This is a genomic window from Rhodanobacter sp. DHG33, from assembly GCF_014843005.1.
Taxonomy (GTDB): domain Bacteria; phylum Pseudomonadota; class Gammaproteobacteria; order Xanthomonadales; family Rhodanobacteraceae; genus Rhodanobacter_A.
In genome coordinates, this window is the sequence record NZ_JACYXM010000004.1 from 107,124 (window position 1) to 127,377 (window position 20,254).

Consider the following 20,254-nt stretch of genomic DNA (forward strand, 5'->3'; position numbering starts at 1 on the left):
CCAGGCCATGCATCACTCCCGACTCTGTGCCGTGCTCATCGATTGCAACAGTCCCGATGTCGATGAGGCCGCGGGCTTCTGGGCCGCGGCGTTGGGGCGCGCCGTCGATCCCGATCATCCCGGCACGCGCGGCAACTACCGCATGCTGGAGACGCCGCCCGACGAGCCCATCGTGCAGATTCAACGCGTCACTCACGAGAGCCGCGTTCATCTCGACATCGAGACGGATGACATCCCCGCGGAGGTGCTTCGCCTGGAAAAGCTTGGCGCCACGGTCGTCAACCGCCTCGAGCGTTGGGTGGTGATGCAGGCGCCCACCGGGCAGCGGTTCTGCGTGGTGCGCGTGCAGCGGCCCGGGTTTCCCAAGAACGCCAATCGCTGGGATTAGATTTCTTTACTCAGTCGGTAAGCACATCGAGTCCAAGTTACGTGGTGCTGGCAGCCTTTCCTTGATCCCCAAGACACCCACCTTCGACGCTAGCGAAAAATAGGACGCAAGGTGCATGCGCATATCGGCATCCGAAACGGATCGGGAATCACTCGAGCGGTTCGCGAAAGAAGCCGCGCTGCTTCTACAACGAGGGGATTTTGCCGTCCTCGCCGAACGCTTTGGCTATGCCTTGGCTTATGGCAGAGCACCAGCCGATGCCATCGAAAGCGATCTCTGCAACAGATTGCCTGGGTGGGACAACGTAGAACGCCTGCCGTCTTACATCGACATCAAATACTTCAACAATGAGGCCACAAGCAGCACTGGGTTACTGGCGGCGATCGACTGCCAGACTTACCTGGCCGGCGATTCCTTAGTCCAATTTTCACTCGTTGTTACCGTGAAAGGATCGGAGCGATACATATCGCTTGAGAGCGTAGACCGCCTATAGTCGTTTGAAGAAAAATTTCAGATTGGCGAACACCATCGGCAGACGCTAAGCCCACCCTTCCTCGAGGCTCATCGGCTTTTGGAGAGTATCGGATGAACCCCTCCCGGCTTTTGCCATTTATCGCCGCCGCCTCTGCCCTGTTGGCGAGCGGGTACGCTGCTGGCGACGAACATCCAAACTGGAAGAGCGCCACTTACATCAGCGCATGGGGGCCGTGTCCACCGGGCGAAAACTGCGGTTCGGAGTGGCTGGCGGATCGTGCGACGCACAGCATCGTGCGGAAAGAAGGGTCGAAGGCCATGGCTCCTTACAAGCTGTCGGATCAGGAATGGATTCAGCTGGAAGCAATGATCAACGCGGCCAGGCAACAAGCCTCGACCTGCCCGCCTCCGCCCAACGATGTCTTCGAAACGCTGGAGGTAGTGGGCAGCGACGGCACCAAGCTTTCCTTGGATGTGACTGGCTGCGCATTCGATGGGAACGCCAACGCCGTAAAGACATTGGCGGCCTGGTTTCAAAACCATTGATCGAGCCGAAGCCGGGCTTGCTCCCTGACCGAGAAGTCGATGGACCCAGGGCGCGGACTGGCGCGCTCATGACTTGCGGCGCCACCGCCCGCGACTCGGAATGGCCACTGCCCTTGGCAACGGCGAAAGGCATTGAGCCATCAGAGCGCCGACGAACGACGTTCGATGCCTCCCCAATATCCGTCTTGCCCCACCCAGGTCCCGCTTGCCACAGGGAAGGCATCCGTCGCCGCGGGCACGGCTACACTCGGCCCCGATGAACATGCTTCCTCGCCAATCTTCGCCGGGTGTCCACGCCGACCACGAGGCGGTGTTCTCCCGTAAAAGCATGGCTGCGCTGTGGATCTTGTGGGCGGCTTTCTGGCTGCTCATGATCGGCACCGCCATCGAGGATCAGCTGCGCGATCCGCTTACTCGGTGGTGGCAGCCCATCCTGACAGAAGGGAGCTCGGCGCTGGTCTCGACCGGATGGATGTGGCTTGCGGTCCGTGCCCGTGGACGCCATGCACGGTATCTGGACAAGCCCTTGCTCTGGTTTGCCAGTTATCTGCGCTGGCTGCCGTTGATCTTCGTCACGTGGATCACGGCCGTGTACGCGATACGGTTCGGCGTTTACGCCGCCTTGGGCCGTACCTACGAACACTCAAGCTGGGGCTTCGTCGTTGTATACGAGAGCCTCAAAATTACGTACATCGCCGGACTGTGGCTAGGGGTGCTGTTCGGCATCGATTCCTACGGGCAATGGCAGCTCCAAGGGCGCCGCTTGCTGCACACGCAGAAAGCGCTGGCCGAAGCGCAGCTTGCACAGCTGCAGGGGCAACTGCGGCCGCATTTTCTGTTCAACGCACTCAATACCGTCTCGGCCCTGATGCATACGAATGTGGAGCGGGCCGACCGTCTGGTCGCGGCGCTGGGCGACCTGCTGCGCATCAGCCTCCGCTCCAATGAGCATGCCATGACGCCGCTAGCCGAGGAGCTGCGCACGCTCGAGCTGTATGCGGGCATCATGCACGAGCGGTTCCGGGATCGCGTGACGCTGGACTGGCAGATCGACTCAACCGTTCTCGATATCCCCGTTCCGGCGCTGCTGCTGCAGCCCTTGCTCGAGAATGCGTTCAAGCACGGCGTCGAGCGCACGGTGGCGCCCGTGCACATCCTCATCGGCGCACGCCGCGACAACGGCTCCCTGGAAATCGTCGTCAGCAACTCAGGCTCCACGCTGGCGCCGGAGCACCGCGACGGCGTGGGATTCCGCAACTGCCGAGAGCGGCTGGGCATCATCTACGGCGACGCGGCATCCCTGCTCGTCCGCAACGAGGGCGACGGCGTTGCCGCGCGCGTCTCCCTGCCGCTCGCGGAGAGCCTTCCGTGATCCGCGCCGTGATCGCCGACGACGAGGCGCCGGCGCGCGAGAAGCTCGAACGCTGGGTCGCCGAGCAACCGGGCATGACCGTGGTGGGATCCGCCGAGGACGGCCTGTCCGCGGCGCAGTGCATCGAACGGCTTCGCCCGGATGTGGCCTTTCTCGATGTGCAGATGCCCACGCTGTCGGGGCTCCAGGTCGCAGCGCAGCTCGAGCCGTCGAGCGCGCCGCTGATCGTGTTCGTGACCGCGTTCGACGAACACGCGGTGAATGCGTTCGACCTCAATGCAATCGACTATCTGCTCAAGCCCTATGACCGGGACCGCTTCGCGCGCACCGTGCAGCGTGTCAGGGAACGTCTGGACATTCACGAGTCCGGCGCCGCCGCGGTGGCGATCGGACGGGCCCAGGCGCCTACTTGCGAGCGTCTGCTCGTACCGGATGGCGAACGGCTGCAGCTGATCGATGCGGCATCCGTCGAATGGCTGGAAGCCGACGACAACTACGTCCACGTCCACACTTCCGCGCGCAGCTATCTGCTGCGCAGGACATTGCAGGACCTGCTGTCGCAGCTGGGCGAACAGCGCTTCGTGCGCGTGCACAAGTCGGCTGCCGTGAACCTCGGCGCCATCGGATCGCTCACGCCCCTCTTCAAGGGCGACTACGAAATCCACCTGCACAACGGCCGCATGGTCCGGCTCAGCCGCCGATACCGCGAAGCGCTGTTCGCCCGCATGGGCGGATAGCGTCCGCTTCGCCACGCCCCCGTCTCCGCTCACCCCCAATCTGCTGCCGACTCATCGCGGGCGGATCAGGCTGCTGCCTGTCGCCCGGCACGCACATCGCCGCTTCCATCGGCGGCGATGCGAAACGTGCGGGCTAGCCAAGCTCCGACCGGGGCATCGGAAGCGATACGAGGAGGAAAGGAATGTTCGGCTACTACTTCGACCTCGCCGTGCACAGCCTGCGGCGCAACAAGGTGCTCACTGCGCTGATGGTGCTGGCCATTGCGCTGGGCATCGGCGCCAGCATGACCACGCTGACCGTCTTGCACGTGCTGTCCGGCAACCCGTTGCCGGGGCGCAGTAGCACGCTGTATGTGCCGCAGCTCGATCCGCGCGACATGGGCGACTATCAGGCACAGGGCGAACCGCCGGATCAGGTCACCTGGATCGACGGCATGAACCTGTTGCAGGCGAAGCGGGCAGACCATCAGGCACTGATGACCGGCGGCTCGGTGGCCATCCAGCCGGCGCAGGCCGCGCTCGATCCGTTCTACGAAACCGCGCGCTACACCACGGCCGATTTCTTTCCCATGTTCGGCGTGCCGTTCCAATACGGCCACGGCTGGGGCGTCTCCGAAGACGCGGACAGCGCGGCCGTGGTGGTAATCAGCAGCAAGCTCAACGACAAGTTGTTCGGCGGCAGCGACAGCAGCGGACGGATGCTGCGCGTCGAGGGCCACGCCTTGCGCATCATCGGCGTGCTGGGCGACTGGCGGCCGAACCCGCATTTCTACGACCTCAACGTGAAGAACTATGGCGGCAGCGAAGGCGTCTACCTGCCGTTGTCCACCTCGCAGGCTTTGCATCTGGCGCATCTCGGAGGCGCCAATTGCTGGGGCAATGGCGGCGCCGACGCCACGCCCACGGCACCGTGCGTGTGGCTGCAGTTCTGGGTGCAGCTGGACACGCCGGAGCAGACCGCCACGTACCGGCAGTTCCTGATCCACTACTCGCAAGAGCAGAAATCGCTGGGCCGCTTCCAGCGCCCGCCGAACGTACGCCTACGCAACCTGATGCAGTGGCTGGATTACGAACAGGTCGTGCCCGGCGACGTGCAGCTGCAGACCTGGCTGGCGCTGGGTTTCCTGCTCGTCTGCCTGGTCAACACGGTGGGCCTGATGCTGGCCAAGTTCCTGCGCCGCTCCGCCGAACTGGGTGTGCGCCGCGCACTGGGTGCATCGCGGCGTGCGCTGTTCATGCAGCTGCTGGTGGAGTCCGGCGTGATCGGCGTTGCCGGTGGCCTGGGCGGCCTGCTGCTGGCGTATCTGGGGCTGTGGCTGGTGCGCCGGCAACCGACGGACTACGCGCCGCTGGCGCATCTGGATGGCGCGATGCTGCTGATGACCTTTCTTCTCGCGATAGGCGCCAGCCTGCTCGCTGGCGGCCTGCCAGCCTGGCGCGCCTGTCGCATCGCCCCCGGCCTGCAACTGAAGAGTCCCTGAGATGGATATCCGACCGATACTCTCCACCCTCAACCGGCACAGGATCACCACCTGCCTGCTGGTGCTGCAGATCGCGCTGACCTGCGCCATCGTGTGCAACGCGGTGTTCCTGATCCATCAACGCCTGCAGCAGATGGACATCGCCAGCGGCGTTGCCGAACACGAACTCGTGCAGATCCGCTTTGCGTACATCGGCGATCGGCCGGATGCCTACGCGCAGGCGCAAACCGATCTCGCGACATTGCGGCAGGTCGCCGGGGTGCAGTCGGTGGCGCTGGCCAACCAACTGCCGCTGAGCGGCGAAGACATGTCCAGCAGCGGCCTCAAGCTGCACCCGCACCAGCAACAGAATTCGCTGGAGGCGGCGAGCTACTACGGCCAGAACCTGCTGCCCACACTGGGCGTGCGGCTGATTTCGGGGCGCGATTTCCAGCCCGATGAACTGCTCGACCTGAAAGCCGTGATGCCTGCGCTGCACGGCGGCGACATGAAAAACCTGCCGCACACCGTGATCGTCGCCCAGGCGGTCGCCGCGCGCCTGTGGCCAGGCGAGAACGCATTGGGGAAGACGATCTACGTGGGCGACGACATACCGCTGCAGGTGATCGGCGTGAGCGCGCCACTGGCGCGGCCGGACAACCTGCAGATGGGCGCCCAGTACAGCGTCGTGCTGCCAATACGCCTGACCGCGACGGAAGGGGGAAGCTACGTGATCCGCACCGCTCCGGGGGATCGCGAACGTGTGCTGAGATCCGCGTTGGCCGCACTCAAGCAACTCGACCCCGATCGCATCGTGCTGGAGCAGCGCACCTATGACGAACTGCGCCATGGGTTCTTCGAGAACGATCGTGCCATGGCAGGCATGCTGGCAGGCGTCATCATAGCGCTGCTCATCGTCACCGCGCTGGGCATCGCGGGACTATCCAGTTTCTGGGTCGGACAACGCCGCCGCACCATCGGCGTGCGTCGCGCGCTGGGCGCCACGCGCAGCGACATCCTGCATTACTTCCAGACCGAGAACTTCCTGCTGGCGACGATCGGTATCGCGCTGGGCATGGCGCTGGCTTACGGCATCAACCTGCTATTGATGATGCACTACGAATTGCCGCGGCTGCCGGGCGTCTACTTGCCGGTTGGCGCACTGGCACTATGGACTATCGGCCAGCTCGCCGTGTTAGGCCCAGCGCTTCGTGCTTCGCACGTACCGCCTGTAGTGGCAACGAGGAGCGTGTGAGCCGTTCCCTTTCCCTCCGGTGAAGGCCATGCGACCGGTACGAAAGAAGAGGCATCGTGCAACAGCACGCGTGTCGCGACAGGCCCACCCGCGAAGTACAGGCTGATCGGACTCCGTGGCTGAGCCGATCTACTTTCAATGTGACTGGCTAATTCGGCTTGTTGGCTAGAGCAGTCGCATAGGCTGATCGAGGTGTCCACTTTCGACCCAAAGCGGACACTTTTATATCGAGACGTCCACCCCGATGTCGCTTGCGACTGGCACCGCTAAAATGAAAACGGCGGTAGTTTGACCTGCTGACCAAGTCGGTAATAGGGTTTATGCCCATGTCGGCGGGCGGATGCGGCCATGAAGAAATCGCCATGACGCTCGGGGGACTTGGGCTCAATCTGCACGCGAATCGAAAGCGATTCATCCTTGCCCTTTCCCTCGCGGCGGGCTTGGTTGTCTGCCTGAGCAGCGCGGCGGATGTGCAATCCTCGTCGGCACCAGCGCCGACATCGAGCACGGCAGTCACACTCGCGCCAGTGGTGGTCACCGGTGTCCTGCCCGGCCCCGCCCTGTGGAAGGTGAGCAAGGGAAACCACGTCATGTGGGTGCTCGGCCTTACGTCGCCGGTGCCAAAGAACATGCAGTGGAAGTCGGCGGATGTCGAGAGCCGGATTGCTGCATCGCAAGCGGTGTTGAAGCTGCCAAGCCTGAAGATCGGCGTGCCAACGAATTTCTACCTCGACTCGATGATGCCGACCGACAATTCGATCATGCCACCGCCCCAGGAGTTCGGAACGAATCCCGATCATCAGACCTTGCGGGACGTGCTGACACCGGAGCTCTACCGGCACTGGTTGGCTCAGAAAACCAGGTATCTCAAAGGCGACAGCCGCGTGGAGCGCTTGCGGCCGATTCTGGCGGGGCACGAACTTTATGAGGCCGCGCTAACGCACTACGGACTGGTCGATGACTACGGCGTGGAGAACATCGTCTACAAGATCGCCACACACGACAGAGTCCAGGCCGTCGAGACCTCGTACCATCTTTTGCTGAAAGACCCGCACGACACCATCCGCACCTTGAGCGAAACATCGCTGAACGATCAGCGCTGCCTGCGCGACGTACTGGACGCACTCGATCACGATCTTGCCCAGGCGACGGTACGAGCGAATGCGTGGGCGACGGGCGATATCGGCATGCTTCGGTCGATCATGTCGCAAGCGCAGGAGGACTCGTGCCTGTCGACGCTGGACGACTCGCAATTCGCCAGGGCGCTCGGAATCAACGACATCGAAGGCCGCGTCAGGGAAAACTGGATCGATAGCGCGGAGCATGCGATCGATAAAAATCAGCGGACTTTTGCAGTGCTGCCTATGCATGAGTTGCTTGCGCCAGATGGTTATCTGAGCGTACTGCGTTCCGATGGTTATAGCGTGCAGGCGCCGAGTGAGTGACCAGCACGCTGTTTGCCGGGCAGGCTGACACCTTCCACCTGCAGGAAACAGGATCGCCTTGGTTCTGGCGGCGCTCATCGTCGCCTGCACCGCATGGGACCTGTCGATCCCTTTTACTTCAGAGCGAGTATGTCCGCTTTCGACCCGAAGCGGGCTTCGCAGTTGCCAGGGCTTTCATCGAAGACTGTACGAAGCGTGTTCAGACGCCGCTTCATCGTTAGAGACTTTCGCACAGCGCCACAAGCCGAAGGCCAAATGGCTACCCCGTGCAATTCACGACAATGGTCCGATCGGCGCGGCCATTTCACCTATCGCGTGACGCTGTCGCCATGGCACAGGGCAAACGGCCCGCCTGCATTGCATGGAATTCGATGGACAGACCAAGGTCGTCCTGCGTAGGCGCCAGGAAGGATTCGCCAGACAGGCCGCGATAGGTCGCCAGCTTGCCTTCGTAACCACGCTCGACCCAGCGTCGTGCGCGCTCGAGGTCGACCACCCCGAAGCTGACACCCAGAATGCGCGGGCCGCCTGCCATGACTCGCTCGGCGAGGCCATTGCCATCGGGCTGAAGCGCCAGCAGCGCGGTTGGCCCGACCGGTATGCAGTATCCCTTCGCGCCGACCTGCGGCAACTTCACCGGCACCGCGTGGCCGAAGCCCATCTTTTCCAGCTGCTGGCGGTCGGCATCGGCGTCGCCAGACACCAGCCATATCGACGAAAGCTCGCGCGCGCCGTTGGGGTGCTCGCGCGTCAGGCGGTAGTCGTCGGCATTGGCAGGATCGAACTGATCGGGGGCGTAGCCCGCGGCGTAGTCGATGAAGAAGGTATTGCTGGACAACGGCGCGCGATCGAACGCGAACAGGCGCCAGCCCGGCTTCGCACTGTCCGGGCCGGAGAAGAAAGGCGTGACGGCGTAATGCAGCGCCTGCAGCGAAGCGTGGATGGTATCCAGCGACGAAGTGCGGAAACCGAACGTGCGCGAACCAGGCCCACCCTTCAGAGCCTCTTGATCCTGCTTCATGCCCGGATCGAACGCGGGGTCCGGACGAGTGATGCCGAGCAGCTCGATGAAGCTGCTGTCCGAGAACCGGATATAGCGATTGGCCACGCCACCGGGATCGTGCCCCGGGCGAACCTGGAAACCCAGCTTGACGGCCATGATCGAGGTGACCTGATCGATCCCCCGCCCCCACAGCAGGATGTGATCCAGCCGTGTACCGGCAGTCGTCGGCGCAGGTGCCGTCGTGGCGGCCTGCACGGCGCCGGCACACAGAAGCCATGCGGAAAGAAGCGGAATCAGGCGCATGCGAATCCTCACGTGAAGAACGGTTTCCTTGCGTCGGCCACGAACCTCATGACGCTCGCGCCCACAGCTATCGATGCCGGACGACCGGCCGCCCGGTGAACAGGGCATTCGAAGCAAGCCGGCCGCCCTGCTCTTTTATCGATGCTCGGACCGCCGCCCGCAAGGACAATTTCCGGACAAAAACAGTCAACGCAGAAAAGGCTTGCCGACCGTTGCCGCCGTCAGGCTCCGGCACTGCGCCGCAACGACTGGGGCGACGCGCCGAAGGCACGCACGAAGGCGCGACGCATGCGACTCGCATCGCCGAAACCGGTCGAGGCGGCAATGTGGTCCAGGTTGAGATGGCTCGTCTCGACCGCGACGCGCGCGGCTTCCAGCCGCAGACCTTCCACGACCTTCGCCGGCGTCGCACCGATGTCCGCCGCGAAGGCGCGTGCAAAATGCCGGGGACTCATCGCCGCGCGTTCGGCCAGCCGCTCGATCGTCATGGGCTCGGCCAGGCGCGCGCGCATCCAGCGGATCAGGTCACCGAACCGCCCGGTCTTGCCGCCCTGCTCCACCAGCACCGAATACTGCGACTGACCCACGTGCCGCCGCTGATGCACGACGAGCTGCTGGGCCGCGCGACGTGCAATGCCGGGGCCGAGGTCGTCTTCCACCAGCGCCAGCGCCAGATCGATCCCCGCGGAAATGCCCGCCGAGGTCCACACATCCCCGTCCCTGACGAACATCCGGTCGGCGTCGAGCCGCACGTTGGGATAGCGCAACCGGAAACCTTCGGCCGCCGCCCAGTGCGTGGTGGCGCGGCGATCGTCCAGCAGCCCGGCCTCCGCAAGGAAGAACGCGCCCGAGCAGACGCCCGCCACGCGGCGCCACGCATCGCCGACCAGCCACGCCACGATGCCGGCCTGGCTTTCCTCGAGCTGGGCCAGATTGCCGCCCGCCACGATGACCGTATCGAAATGCCCCGATTCCATCGGCGCGGCGGCCAGGCAGACGCCCGACGAACTGCGCACGATGCCTCCACCCGGAGCCACCACGTGGATCGCATAACTGTCCGGCCGGAAGCGCTCCGCCATCTCGAACACGGCCACCGGGCCGGCGGCATCCAGCAACTGAAACCCGGGGAAAACGACGATGGCGATTTCGCGTCGCATGGCGGCCGTCGCATGACTAGATTCCATGTCCGGAAATTGGCGTAACTGTGGCGCGGGCGTCAAGGTGACTGATGGCCTCTTTCGGCCCGGCGCGCACGGGCCGGCATGTCAGAATGAGCCGGCCAACCAACGGGGGAGGACTGGGATGAAACGGCGATCGATATTCCTGCTGTGCCTGACCGTGTTTTCCGTTGCCGGCCTGGCAACGGCTGCGTCCACACCGCCGGCCGGGCACATCACCGGTGTCGGCGGCATCTTTTTCAAGGCAAAAGATCCCAAAGCGCTGGCAGCCTGGTATCGCGATGTCCTCGGCATGCCGGTGGAAGCCTGGGGCGGCGCGGCGCTCCGCTACGACGCGCCCAAGCATCCGCCTGCGCTGGCGTGGAATGCGTTTCCCGCCTCGACGAAGTACTTCGCACCATCGACGAGTGGTTTGATGATCGACTACGCCGTCGACGACATGGATGCGTTGCTTGCGCGGCTGCAAGCCAAGGGCGTCAAGGTGCTCAAGCGCGACGACAGCGATCCCAATGGGCGTTTTGCGTGGATCCTGGATCCTGAGGGAAACAAGGTCGAGCTCTGGGAGTCTAAGCACTAGCGGCGGCCGTGATACATACGACGCAATGTTCGCTTTCGACCCAAAGCGGACCTTATGCGACACCCACTACACAATGCCGTATAGCTCGCATCCTGAGACCAATTGAATGACTTCGAGCAACCGACCTGCTAGCGCCGATCAGCCACCTCAGAGCAAACTCACCGATCACATGCCAAAGCCCTTACCGTGCGACCTGGACGGCGAGGCCATCGATTGCGCCGAGGGACTGGAGCGTGAGGAGGCGCTGCGCGGCTCCTCAATTCGTGTGCCGCGCTGATGGGCCCCGGAGATCGGCCCTCGCCTGACATTGTGGGTCGGCTTGCGCAAGGGTGCTGAACCGTTTCGCCCTTGCTGTAAAAACTTAGTTCGCCCAGCTTAGAGACCCTGAGCTGCTTAGGGCCGGCCGGTTCGATTTGCCTGTACCCGCATGCGTCTAATAAGGATACCTAATATCCATACGAGCGCCACTTGGATTAGACCAAACGCCGTCAACATAGACAACATGGCGATCGTGTGATCCAAGAGACTAGGATGCATTGACACAATGCTGCCCATCAAAAGTGATGATGGCAAGGTTACGATGCCTAACAAAACGCTTGGAAGCAAATGCTCCTGTGTTGATCCGTGGTATATCAAGACAGTGATCCATGCCCACGACGCAAAAACGCCGAAGACTATTGAATACAAGGTTGCAAAGTACCTCATCTCTCAGAACTCCATCTGCGACTATGTTTTTAGTGTATGCGTTGAATGGTGGGGCCACTATGCAACAAGAGATTGTTGGCAAAAAATCCGGGCGGAAGAACTCCGTTGGTTTGAGCATCGATCCCCACGCCACCAGCTTGCAACGCTCGTGATGCGGCGATGGAGCATTGCGTGGTGAAACTTGACGGATTCCAAGACCAAAGATAGCGACTCCGCTCACGCGCTGCAGCTTGGTCAAATGCTTGGTCATCTGGGACATAGATTCGCCAGATCTCGGATGGCGCCATACCTTCATCCCTTTCGGTATCTTCGAAGCCTTCCTTTTGGTTTTTTCCCCAAATGAAGCCATTGGCTGGGAATTGGCTAAGAATTACTTCCGTCGAATTATCCTCAGTAACCATTACATGCCCAACCTTGCTACCGTGAGCCCGCCAAATGTATACATCGACATAACGCAGGCCAGCTGGATCAACTGCGTCGATAGGATCCCCGCCCACGTAAGCGTATGTATTGATACCACCCGACATACCCGATGGATCGCTTTCCATGTATCGCCCAGTCGTCGAGTCGTAGTCACGGAATCCGTTACTCCACAGCCCCGTCTCCGCGTCGTAATACTGGCCGGGGAAACGCAAGTTATACGTGTAGCCTGTTGAACTGGTTGGTTCTTGTTCGCCAAAAGGGTTGTTCAACCAAATCCACTGCCAGATGAGGATTCCCGCGCTGTTGGTGATCGCGCGAGGCGCACCCAGATGGTCAGCTGTTACATAATTGACGGTGGTGCTTACGCTGGACGAGTCGACTACTGCGACCGGAAGGTCACCAGCCCAGACGTAGTCGCGCGCGTTGCTTCCATACTCACCGACAAGGTGATTTTGCTCGTCATAGGCAAAGCGCTCTGTCACAGAGGTGCCCAGCTGCGTAGCCATCTTTTGGATGCGCTCGCCCAGCGCATTGTAAATATAGGTGCCAACCGTGTTGCCGTTGGCTTGCGTCAAAGTGAGCCGGTTACGTCCGTTGTATCCATACCCAAAAGACAGGCCTGCGTTGCTGAGACCTGTTGTATTGCCATTGGCATCGTTGACCCTGACACTGTTGCCCACGCTGCTGAGTTGATGGGTATCGGAGGTATAGCCATAGGCTCCGTTTGCATAGATGCCGCCGGATTTACTGAGCCGATCACCGGTTGTGTTGTAGGTTAAGGTCTGGATTGGATTGCCGTTGGAGTCATCCACTTCGACCAGCCGTGACAGTGCGTCGTAGTGGTACGTTTCATTTGCTGGGGAAGCGCCTACTGTGTTGCCCTCGGCTGCAATGCGTCCCATGGCGTCACGAGCGAAGTGGAGGTTCAGTGCGGGACTCGTGATATCCGTCAACGCATACGTTGCGTCATAGGTGCGAGTCACCATCTGGCCGTTTCCTAGGGTGTAGCTAGCGATGGGACCGAACGGCCGATAAGTAATGTCACTGACGACGGTTTGTATACCGCCGCTCGGTGGTGTGACCTGCACACTCGTCAGTTGGCCCAGAGAATTGTAGGTATTGGCGACAACGGTGCTATCCGGCTCAGTCATCTGTCGCAAGCGACCGCCTGGCGTATAGGCATAGCTAGTAACATCGGTGTTGGCGATCATGATTTGCCGCTTCTGGATTACATGGCCTAGAGCGTCGTAGCAATAGACTGTAGTAACAGCATTCTCCACAACGCGGGTAAGACGCCCGGTGGGGGCGCTGCTGGTGCACCCGGTAACACTGTTGGCCTCATCATAGGCATAGCCAACATTGAGTGTCGTGTCGACATATGCGGTACCCGTCGGGCGGTTTAGCGCGTCGTAGGTTGTGGTGCTGGTGATGCCGTTGGCATCGGTATGGGTCAGTCGGTTGCCGGCTGCGTCGTAGGTATCAGCGCTTGCGCCAGTATCAGGACTTTGCAAGCCCGTGCGGTGACCCAGGCCGTCATAGCTGTACGTGGTCGTTAGGTTGCTCGGGTCCGTCACGCTCGTCAGATTGTCGCTAGCATCATGGCCGAAGGCTGTCGTGGTGTTCTGCGTTCCGGCATTTGTACCGTTGGCGTCGTCGACGCTGCTGATCACTCGCTCCAACGCGTCATAACGCTGGGTGTGCTGTGCTCCCACCGCGTCTACACTATGAGTTGGATGGCCCGCCGCATCATAACCATCGGGATAGCTGTAGCTGAGTCGCTTATGACCCAGCGCATCTGTCAGGGTTAGTAGCTGGCTGAGACTGGTAAAGGTGCGCGAAATCGTGCTGGTGAGTGCGTTCGATGGGTCGAACGTTTCTTCTTTGGTGCGATTGCCAGCCGCGTCCAAGGTGTAGTGGATGTGATTCCCTGCCCCATCGGTAATATCAGTGAGGCGTCGCGCGTTGTCGTAGGTGTACGTCAGAACGACACCATCAGCATCTTGCGTCCGCGTCAGATCACCGGCCTCATCATAGGTCAACGTGGCCGCAGATGGTGTGCCTGTGCTGTCACGAGTGGTCGTCGCCGGCCATTCCTGTGGGGTATAGGTAATGGTGGTGACAACTCCATTGGGGTCCGTAATTTGGCCAGGGTTACCGAAGCTGTCATAGCTGCCATAGGTCGTGACGTGACCAACGGCATCCGTCACGGTGGCTAAGCGCCCCTGTGCATCGTACGTGTAGTGTGTGACATCAGTGACGTCGGTACGCGGACCATCGATGGCTTCGACCAACCCTTGAGCGTTATAGGTACGTGTCCATGTGCTTTCTGATGCCGCGGCATGTGCCAGATCGGCACAAAAGACCATGGCCAAACTCAGTGCGAGCTTCGTGTTGCGATAGGTGCGTGATGCCATCCTCATGGCGACTTACTCCTTGTTGTCGTGCACGGTGGTGGATGTCGGGCGACCTTGGCTGTCGTAGCCGTACGTGGTGGTCCGATCCGAGGTACTCACCGTCTGGCGCAAGTAGGGCCAAGTGGGATTCCATGTCGTGGTGATCGTGCGGACTTGGGGGGTACCCTGTGCCTCCACGCGCGTGATTTCGCGCCCCAGGGTGTCATAGGTATAGGCCGTAACATGTCCCAGCGCATCGGTCTGGGTCTGCACCTGCCCGCTGGTCGTATAGGCAAAGGATGAGTTGCTGGCTGGGCAGCTGGCCGTGGGCTGCCCGGCAATAGAAGTGACTCGTTTGACGCCTTGGATCACCTGATAGGTGAAGGTAACGCCATGCCCCAGCGCATTTGTAACAGTGCTCGTGCCATCACTGTTGTAGCTCACCGTGGTCAAATCGGCTCCACCGGCATGTTGGCTGGAGGTGGCGCGACCTTGCGTATCGTAGGACCAGGACGAATAGGCAATGCCGCGCTCGTCGGTGACGCCAGTCAGCAAGGCGTCGTTGTTCGAATCACCATAGGCATAGATACGCGTGGAGGTATGGTTGGCACGAGTTTTAGCGACTCCGGTGAGCTGATAGGTGTACTGCGGCGTGACGTTCCATGTATACGCCACTGTCAGGTCACCTGCTGCCAGCTGGGTCGCCAGGCCGTACGTCGAAGTGTTCCACGTCATCGTGTGACCGCGTGAATCGGTGACCGTGACGCTGCCGCTGTTATCCGGATTGGTCGTATAGGCCAACGTCTGCGCCAATCCATTAGCTTGCTGGTACTTCACCAAGTGCCCGGAAGTGTTGAAGGTGAACTTCTCATTGGCCGGTGACGTATAAACCCATTGGCCGTTGACTTGATCTATGCGGCCCAACTCGGTTGGCTCGGCGGTCGCCACATTGTTGTTCACTTTGAACAGCGAGGAATGACCGTCATCGAAGTAGATTTGCAGGACATTATCTCCAGCAACCAAAAGGGTGCTGTAGCTATGTGTCCAATAGCCCGGGCCCGAGTTGTAATAGCGAACGAACCGAAGTTCGCCGTCGGCATCCTGGTAGTCCGTCTCGGACTCAAACACATTGCCCACGGCGGCATTGATCGGATCACCGACACTCTTGCAGACAATGGCACCACCTGTCACCTGGGCGCTATCGGAGTCACCCAACTCTTTGCGGCTCTGATCGTCTGTGGGGTCTTCGCAAAGTCCAGTACTAGGGTTATAGGTCTGGGCATCCGTGCAGTTATCACCAGCCTGCGAGATAGTGTCGTCATTGGTGAAAGTTTGCGTACTCCCATCTACTAGGTATGTGACAGTAGCTGTTGCCTCGCAGTCGTACAGTGCCGTGTTAGGTGGTTCGCTATAAATCAATGTCGGTGACGTGTAGGGCGAAGGTGCGACAGTTTCGTCAGGCCCCTCCAATTCCTGGGTGAGGGCAGCCTCCAATTGTGGATACATGACCCTGCACGCCGCATCTGGAGTGGGGTAATGGACCCCATCGGCCACATCGCCGTTTGTACCTGTGATGAGGTAGTAATACTGATCATCGGCGTGCGCAACCGACGCGACAAGCAGCGCAAAAAGAATGAACGCGATGCGTTTCATGCTTACCCTTTCCTTGGTTGTGATAACTCTTCCTTCACGCTCGCGACAGCGGTCCGAGCACATACTTGGATCAAGTTCTACACGACCGCTCGGCCGCCATCTATCAGGTTCTGCCTTGGGGGCTGTAGGTCAATCCCGACATTCCCAGATGTGAGAAGCCCGACACTCCCAGTACCGAGCACTCGGCGGAACCTTGGCGAAAAGTAGCGGATTACCGATGTTCAGATCATTTACTGGCGAGTGCCTCTCTGCCTTGCTGCAGAGGCCGAAGTGTCCCGGTCGCCGGCCTGCGCCTGACTTGTGCACGTCGGCGTCGCCTGACAGCCAGGACAACGGCATGTTCAGCTGACGCCGCGCTCGATGCTGTAGGCGCAAATCTATGCAATGAATGCGAGGGAGCATCCCTGAGATCTAGGGTTGACTCGATGTGGGAGCTGTCAGTTCAGGCCAATGTCCGATCTAGCGAAAATCCCTCGACTTTGCCTCAAGCGATGACCAGAGCCCAGAGAGATCTCGCATGTGCTGCACGATAACGGGCGCATTGCCATCCACTTGCTACCATTCGCCTTTCACGACGAGCAAATTCGAAGTAAGAAAGATCTGACGATAGGTTTCGCCTACCTCCCGCCAGACAATCAAGTTGATAAGGCCGTGCCCGCTCTCCATGGACACGATGGTCACACCACTAGTTGTTGAAGGGCGCTGGCGCATGACAACCAATCCAGCGACTCGCACCCAGCTCCCGTTCGGACAACCGCGCAGCGCTCGGCCGTCCAGGCAACGCGCCGCACGTAAGCGAGAACGAAGCTGCCGCATCGGATGGCGGCCAAGGCTCATGTCAACTCGAGCGTAGTCGGCTCCGGTGTCCTCGAGCTGGCTAGGTAGCGGCAATACAACCGACGCTTCGCATGGGCTCTCGTTGCCGAAGAGTGCAATTGGACTTCGACACCTTCGTCGCCGATTGCCAGCACATTGAATCCGCCACCTGGAAAAACAAACACGGCCGTGCCGTTTTCTCTGATTTTTGGCGGGTAAACGGTCATCGTCGGGGCAGTGATATTTTCGACGTTGCGACCTTCAATCACCTCGGGACCCGTCACCGGTGGGCGCGCAACCTCCAAACCTATCGGCTATAGCGGCACTTGTTCAAGTGGCGGATCGGATTGCCAGACAGGGGCGGGCTTGGGCGACAAGTTAGACTGAGCCACGGCTGCGCATGTATGGACCGCGCTGAAGGCCAGGACGACAGCCAAGACTTTTCGCACCATGTTCATGCCGCACCTTTGGTCGCAAAGTCAGACATGAAGTGCCCTGCGAGATTGGCATTTTCGGCCAACTGAAAAGTCGAGAACGGGCATGATGCAACCTAGATTTCGCCCGCTTTCGACCCAAAGCAGCCCCCCCTAACCAAACCCGCAAGCAAGCAGACAGCTACCTGCATCCCAGTCTCGAAAACAGAGACTGTCCGCTCCTAGCATGAGATCGATGTTCCAGTGCGGGACCTTCTGGGGAGCATGCGATGCTGCAGACCTTGGCTGTCGCCAACTACCGTTCGATACGATCCCTGGTCGTCCCGCTTGGACGGCTGAACCTGATCACCGGCCCGAACGGCAGCGGCAAATCGAATCTCTATCGCGCGTTGCGGCTGCTGGCGGAAGCGGCCTGCGGTGGTGTGGTCGGGGCGTTGGCGCGCGAGGGCGGTTTGTCCTCCACCCTTTGGGCCGGTCCCGAGCACGTATCCGAACGCATGCGGCGAGGCGAGGTGCCGGTCCAGGGTGTCGTTCGGCAAGAGCCCGTCAATTTGAAGCTGGGGTTCGCCGGCGAGGATTTCGGTTATGCCATGGACCTCGGGTTTCCGCCGCCGCCCACTGCACCGGCCTTCGCCCTCGATCCGGAGTTCAAGCGCGAGGCGATCTGGAGCGGCCTCTTCCTGAGGTCATCCAACGTGCTCATCGATCGCCGGGGGCCGCTGGCGCGTGTTCGGGACGGGCGCGCCTGGCGGGTCGTTTCCGACCATCTCAGTGGCTTCGAGAGCCTGCTCACCCAGGTTGCCGATCCGGAGCGCGCGCCGGAGGCGATTCGCGTGCGCGAAGCCATCCGGGCGTGGCGCTTCTACGACCACTTCCGCTCGGACCGCGATGCGCCGGCGAGACAGGCGCAATTGGGAACGCGCACGGTGGTGATGGGCCACGATGGCGCGGACCTCGCCGCGGCCTGGGAAACCATCAAGGAGATCGGCAACCCGGAAGCGCTCCACGCGGCGGTCGAGGATGCCTTCCCGGGAGCGAAGGTAAGCATTTCCATTGGCGACGGTGGTCGCTTCACGCTCATGTTTTCGCAGCATGACCTGCTGCGGCCGCTCTCCGCCATGGAGCTGTCCGATGGAACGCTGCGCTACCTGCTGCTGATCGCCGCACTACACACCCCCAGGCCGCCGCCACTGATGGTGTTGAACGAACCCGAGACCAGCCTGCATCCGGATCTACTGCCGGCACTCGCCCGCCTCATCATTCACGCCTCTTCGCGCAGCCAGGTGTGGGTGGTGTCGCATGCACCGCGGTTGATCGCCGCATTGGAGGCCGCTCCCGACTGTCAGACGATTGCGCTGGAGAAGGACTTCAGCCAGACACGCATCGTGGGGCAGCGGCCGCTGGATGAGCCTGCGTGGTACTGGCCGGAAAGGTAAGCGTGGCGAATCCGGATTTTTCCGGGCGGGCTGTCGAATTCAGACCTCGCCATTCGTCGTCGTAATGAAGGCAGGGCAACCGCCCCGGCTGAATACCCTCAGGAGAAGACAATGCCGCAGTTCCTGGTTTCCGGTTACCTCCCCGACGACTACGATCCATCCACCGAGACCGAGGCGACCATCGAAGCGATCCACGCACTCAATCGCGAAATGATCGCCGCCGGTGTCAGAAAGTTCGCCTGCGGCCTGGGCCCGGCTCGGGCAGTGCGCTCGCAGCCCAACGGCAAGGTGCTCATTACCGACGGGCCGTACCTGGAGACCAAGGAGCACGTGGGCGGCTTCTGGATATTGGAAACCGCCGATCTCGACGAAGCGCTGGCGTGGGCGCGCAAGGGCGCCGAGGCGTGCCGCGCGTCGATCGAAGTGCGTCCGATCTTCTTCGCGCCGGACCCGCAGCGAGCCGCGGAGTAATGACAAAACAGGACAAAACAGGGGGTCAGAGTGCACTTGCCGCTTCCCGAAAAGTGCGCTCTAACCCCAGGTTCCACGATGCGGCGCTGGCATATCAGTGCTCTTTCACGGCACTCAAGGCCACGTAGGGCTTGCCATCGAGGATGGCATTGATGGCATCGGCCAGGGCGTAGACGTGATCGTTCTGGTTGGTCTCGATAATGATCGTCCGGCCCTTGGAAGCGTCCATCGTTAGCAGGGCTTCGAAGTTGCGGTTGTTGCCATCGTGCACGTGCTTCATCAATTGGTTGCCAATCACACTCCACTCCCCAAGCGCCGTGGACCAGCCGGGATGCCGACCGATCCCGAGCTGGCGCGTACTATCGGGCGTGATGAGGCAGAAGCTGGCCATGCAGTTCGACCAGCGGAAAAAGTCGTCCGCGGTCAATGACGTCCAGCCACTGATGTCCAGCGTCATCGGATCCTGCTTGAAATTCGCATCGAAACTCTTGGCGATGCGCGGCGTGGCGTTCGTCGGGTCGATTGCGGCGTCGCGGATGCCGGCCTTCGGAAATTCCTTCTTCGTGATGAACTCATCGAAGCTCATGCCGCTGATTTTCTCTATCACCTGTCGGCGCAGGAACGTGTTGTTATTGTTGTAGGCGTAATGCGTACCGGCCGGATGGTCGAGCTGCTTGAGCGCGCGGAGGTTGCGGTAGGCGTCCGCGTCACTGTGCACGGTGTCCCAATCGATGTCGGGCAATCCGCTCGTGCAGTGCATCAGGTCGTCGATCGTCACCGTTGCCGCCCAGGGCGGCAGATCAGGCAAGAACTTCGACACGGGATCGGTCAGCGAAAGCTTCCCTTCTTGCGCAAGCATCAAGATACCGACGGCATCGAATTCCTTCGAGATCGACCCGATGTCGAACCGGTCCGAAAGCTTCAGGGGAACCGTGCGGGATGCGTCCGCGTAGCCGATTGCGCGGCGAAGAACGACCTTTCCGTGATCCGCAATCAGGATGTTTCCGTTCAACAGGCCCGCTTGGTGGGCCTGGTCAAGGTAGCTGTTAAGTTGGTCAATCGTTGCCGACTGTGCGTGCGCCGCGCACGGTCCGATGATGGTCCAGAAAATGGCGGCAAGAATACCCTTACGAACAAACGTCATGGTTCACCTCGGAATGGATTTCCAGGAATCTGCTGGGTCTC

The 20,254-nt window shown here is 61.0% G+C and carries 16 protein-coding genes; 11 read left to right on the top strand and 5 right to left on the bottom strand.

Features of this window, described 5'->3' with window-relative positions:
- Positions 1–7 precede the first annotated feature (7 nt).
- The 8 genes from IHE46_RS08365 to IHE46_RS08400 all read left to right on the top strand — a co-directional run bounded on the left by IHE46_RS08365 (position 8) and on the right by IHE46_RS08400 (position 7,677).
- Positions 8–388 (top strand): VOC family protein, encoded by a 381-nt coding sequence (locus IHE46_RS08365; RefSeq protein ID WP_192164183.1) that lies wholly within the window; start codon positions 8–10, stop codon positions 386–388.
- 115 nt (positions 389–503) lie between these two features.
- Positions 504–881 carry a hypothetical protein gene (locus IHE46_RS08370; protein ID WP_192164184.1) on the top strand — a complete coding sequence of 126 codons (378 nt, stop codon included), beginning with the start codon at positions 504–506 and terminating at the stop codon, positions 879–881.
- A 92-nt stretch (positions 882–973) separates the two neighbouring features.
- A complete protein-coding gene (locus IHE46_RS08375) occupies positions 974–1,408 on the top strand; it encodes a hypothetical protein (RefSeq protein ID WP_192164185.1) in 435 nt (144 codons plus the stop codon).
- A gap of 262 nt (positions 1,409–1,670) precedes the next feature.
- The gene (locus IHE46_RS08380; protein WP_225562911.1) at positions 1,671–2,780 is read left to right on the top strand and encodes a histidine kinase; all 1,110 of its coding nucleotides are present in this window, start codon (positions 1,671–1,673) and stop codon (positions 2,778–2,780) included.
- Positions 2,777–3,517, top strand: a complete 741-nt coding sequence (locus tag IHE46_RS08385; protein WP_192164187.1) for a LytTR family DNA-binding domain-containing protein — start codon at positions 2,777–2,779, stop codon at positions 3,515–3,517. The genes IHE46_RS08380 and IHE46_RS08385 overlap by 4 nt, the downstream gene beginning before the upstream one ends.
- A 182-nt stretch (positions 3,518–3,699) precedes the next feature.
- The gene (locus IHE46_RS08390; RefSeq protein WP_192164188.1) at positions 3,700–4,998 is read left to right on the top strand and encodes an ABC transporter permease; all 1,299 of its coding nucleotides are present in this window, start codon (positions 3,700–3,702) and stop codon (positions 4,996–4,998) included.
- A gap of 1 nt (position 4,999) precedes the next feature.
- Positions 5,000–6,232 carry an FtsX-like permease family protein gene (locus IHE46_RS08395; RefSeq protein ID WP_192164189.1) on the top strand — a complete coding sequence of 411 codons (1,233 nt, stop codon included), beginning with the start codon at positions 5,000–5,002 and terminating at the stop codon, positions 6,230–6,232.
- Between the two features lie 326 nt (positions 6,233–6,558).
- Positions 6,559–7,677, top strand: coding sequence for a TraB/GumN family protein (locus IHE46_RS08400; RefSeq protein ID WP_192164190.1), 1,119 nt, complete (start codon positions 6,559–6,561; stop codon positions 7,675–7,677).
- Positions 7,678–7,981: 304 nt separating this feature from the next.
- Here IHE46_RS08400 and IHE46_RS08405 read toward each other — a convergent pair whose 3' ends face one another.
- Entirely contained in the window at positions 7,982–9,091 is a 1,110-nt protein-coding gene (locus IHE46_RS08405) for a VOC family protein (protein ID WP_225562954.1), read from the bottom strand.
- Between the two features lie 113 nt (positions 9,092–9,204).
- Positions 9,205–10,167, bottom strand: a complete 963-nt coding sequence (locus IHE46_RS08410) for a GlxA family transcriptional regulator (protein ID WP_343230007.1) — start codon at positions 10,165–10,167, stop codon at positions 9,205–9,207.
- A gap of 118 nt (positions 10,168–10,285) precedes the next feature.
- On the opposite strand from IHE46_RS08410, the gene IHE46_RS08415 reads away from it, so the two are divergent.
- On the top strand, positions 10,286–10,738 hold the full coding sequence (locus tag IHE46_RS08415) for a VOC family protein (protein ID WP_192164192.1): 453 nt from the start codon (positions 10,286–10,288) through the stop codon (positions 10,736–10,738).
- A 734-nt stretch (positions 10,739–11,472) separates the two neighbouring features.
- On the opposite strand, the gene IHE46_RS08420 is transcribed toward IHE46_RS08415, so the two are convergent.
- Positions 11,473–14,286 carry an RHS repeat domain-containing protein gene (locus tag IHE46_RS08420; RefSeq protein ID WP_192164193.1) on the bottom strand — a complete coding sequence of 938 codons (2,814 nt, stop codon included), beginning with the start codon at positions 14,284–14,286 and terminating at the stop codon, positions 11,473–11,475.
- A 6-nt stretch (positions 14,287–14,292) separates the two neighbouring features.
- Entirely contained in the window at positions 14,293–15,912 is a 1,620-nt protein-coding gene (locus IHE46_RS08425) for a DUF6531 domain-containing protein (RefSeq protein WP_192164194.1), read from the bottom strand.
- Positions 15,913–17,431: 1,519 nt separating this feature from the next.
- Between IHE46_RS08425 and IHE46_RS08430 the strand changes: the two genes are divergently transcribed.
- Positions 17,432–18,598 (top strand): AAA family ATPase, encoded by a 1,167-nt coding sequence (locus IHE46_RS08430; RefSeq protein WP_192164195.1) that lies wholly within the window; start codon positions 17,432–17,434, stop codon positions 18,596–18,598.
- A gap of 111 nt (positions 18,599–18,709) precedes the next feature.
- A complete protein-coding gene (locus IHE46_RS08435) occupies positions 18,710–19,069 on the top strand; it encodes a YciI family protein (RefSeq protein WP_192164196.1) in 360 nt (119 codons plus the stop codon).
- Positions 19,070–19,163: 94 nt separating this feature from the next.
- Here IHE46_RS08435 and IHE46_RS08440 read toward each other — a convergent pair whose 3' ends face one another.
- On the bottom strand, positions 19,164–20,213 hold the full coding sequence (locus IHE46_RS08440; protein ID WP_192164197.1) for a serine hydrolase domain-containing protein: 1,050 nt from the start codon (positions 20,211–20,213) through the stop codon (positions 19,164–19,166).
- Between the last annotated feature and the right edge of the window lie 41 nt (positions 20,214–20,254).

Excerpts from the sequence above, each read along its gene's own strand:
- IHE46_RS08415 (WP_192164192.1), top strand. The coding sequence starts at position 10,286 with ATGAAACGGCGATCGATATTCCTGCTGTGCCTGACCGTGTTTTCCGTT.
- IHE46_RS08370 (WP_192164184.1), top strand. The coding sequence starts at position 504 with ATGCGCATATCGGCATCCGAAACGGATCGGGAATCACTCGAGCGGTTC.
- IHE46_RS08405 (WP_225562954.1), bottom strand. The coding sequence starts at position 9,091 with ATGCCCTGTTCACCGGGCGGCCGGTCGTCCGGCATCGATAGCTGTGGG.
- IHE46_RS08375 (WP_192164185.1), top strand. The coding sequence starts at position 974 with ATGAACCCCTCCCGGCTTTTGCCATTTATCGCCGCCGCCTCTGCCCTG.
- IHE46_RS08365 (WP_192164183.1), top strand. The coding sequence starts at position 8 with ATGCATCACTCCCGACTCTGTGCCGTGCTCATCGATTGCAACAGTCCC.
- IHE46_RS08380 (WP_225562911.1), top strand. The coding sequence starts at position 1,671 with ATGCTTCCTCGCCAATCTTCGCCGGGTGTCCACGCCGACCACGAGGCG.
- IHE46_RS08440 (WP_192164197.1), bottom strand. The coding sequence starts at position 20,213 with ATGACGTTTGTTCGTAAGGGTATTCTTGCCGCCATTTTCTGGACCATC.
- IHE46_RS08425 (WP_192164194.1), bottom strand. The coding sequence starts at position 15,912 with ATGAAACGCATCGCGTTCATTCTTTTTGCGCTGCTTGTCGCGTCGGTT.
- IHE46_RS08435 (WP_192164196.1), top strand. The coding sequence starts at position 18,710 with ATGCCGCAGTTCCTGGTTTCCGGTTACCTCCCCGACGACTACGATCCA.
- IHE46_RS08390 (WP_192164188.1), top strand. The coding sequence starts at position 3,700 with ATGTTCGGCTACTACTTCGACCTCGCCGTGCACAGCCTGCGGCGCAAC.
- IHE46_RS08395 (WP_192164189.1), top strand. The coding sequence starts at position 5,000 with ATGGATATCCGACCGATACTCTCCACCCTCAACCGGCACAGGATCACC.
- IHE46_RS08420 (WP_192164193.1), bottom strand. The coding sequence starts at position 14,286 with ATGAGGATGGCATCACGCACCTATCGCAACACGAAGCTCGCACTGAGT.
- IHE46_RS08400 (WP_192164190.1), top strand. The coding sequence starts at position 6,559 with ATGTCGGCGGGCGGATGCGGCCATGAAGAAATCGCCATGACGCTCGGG.
- IHE46_RS08430 (WP_192164195.1), top strand. The coding sequence starts at position 17,432 with ATGCTGCAGACCTTGGCTGTCGCCAACTACCGTTCGATACGATCCCTG.
- IHE46_RS08410 (WP_343230007.1), bottom strand. The coding sequence starts at position 10,167 with ATGGAATCTAGTCATGCGACGGCCGCCATGCGACGCGAAATCGCCATC.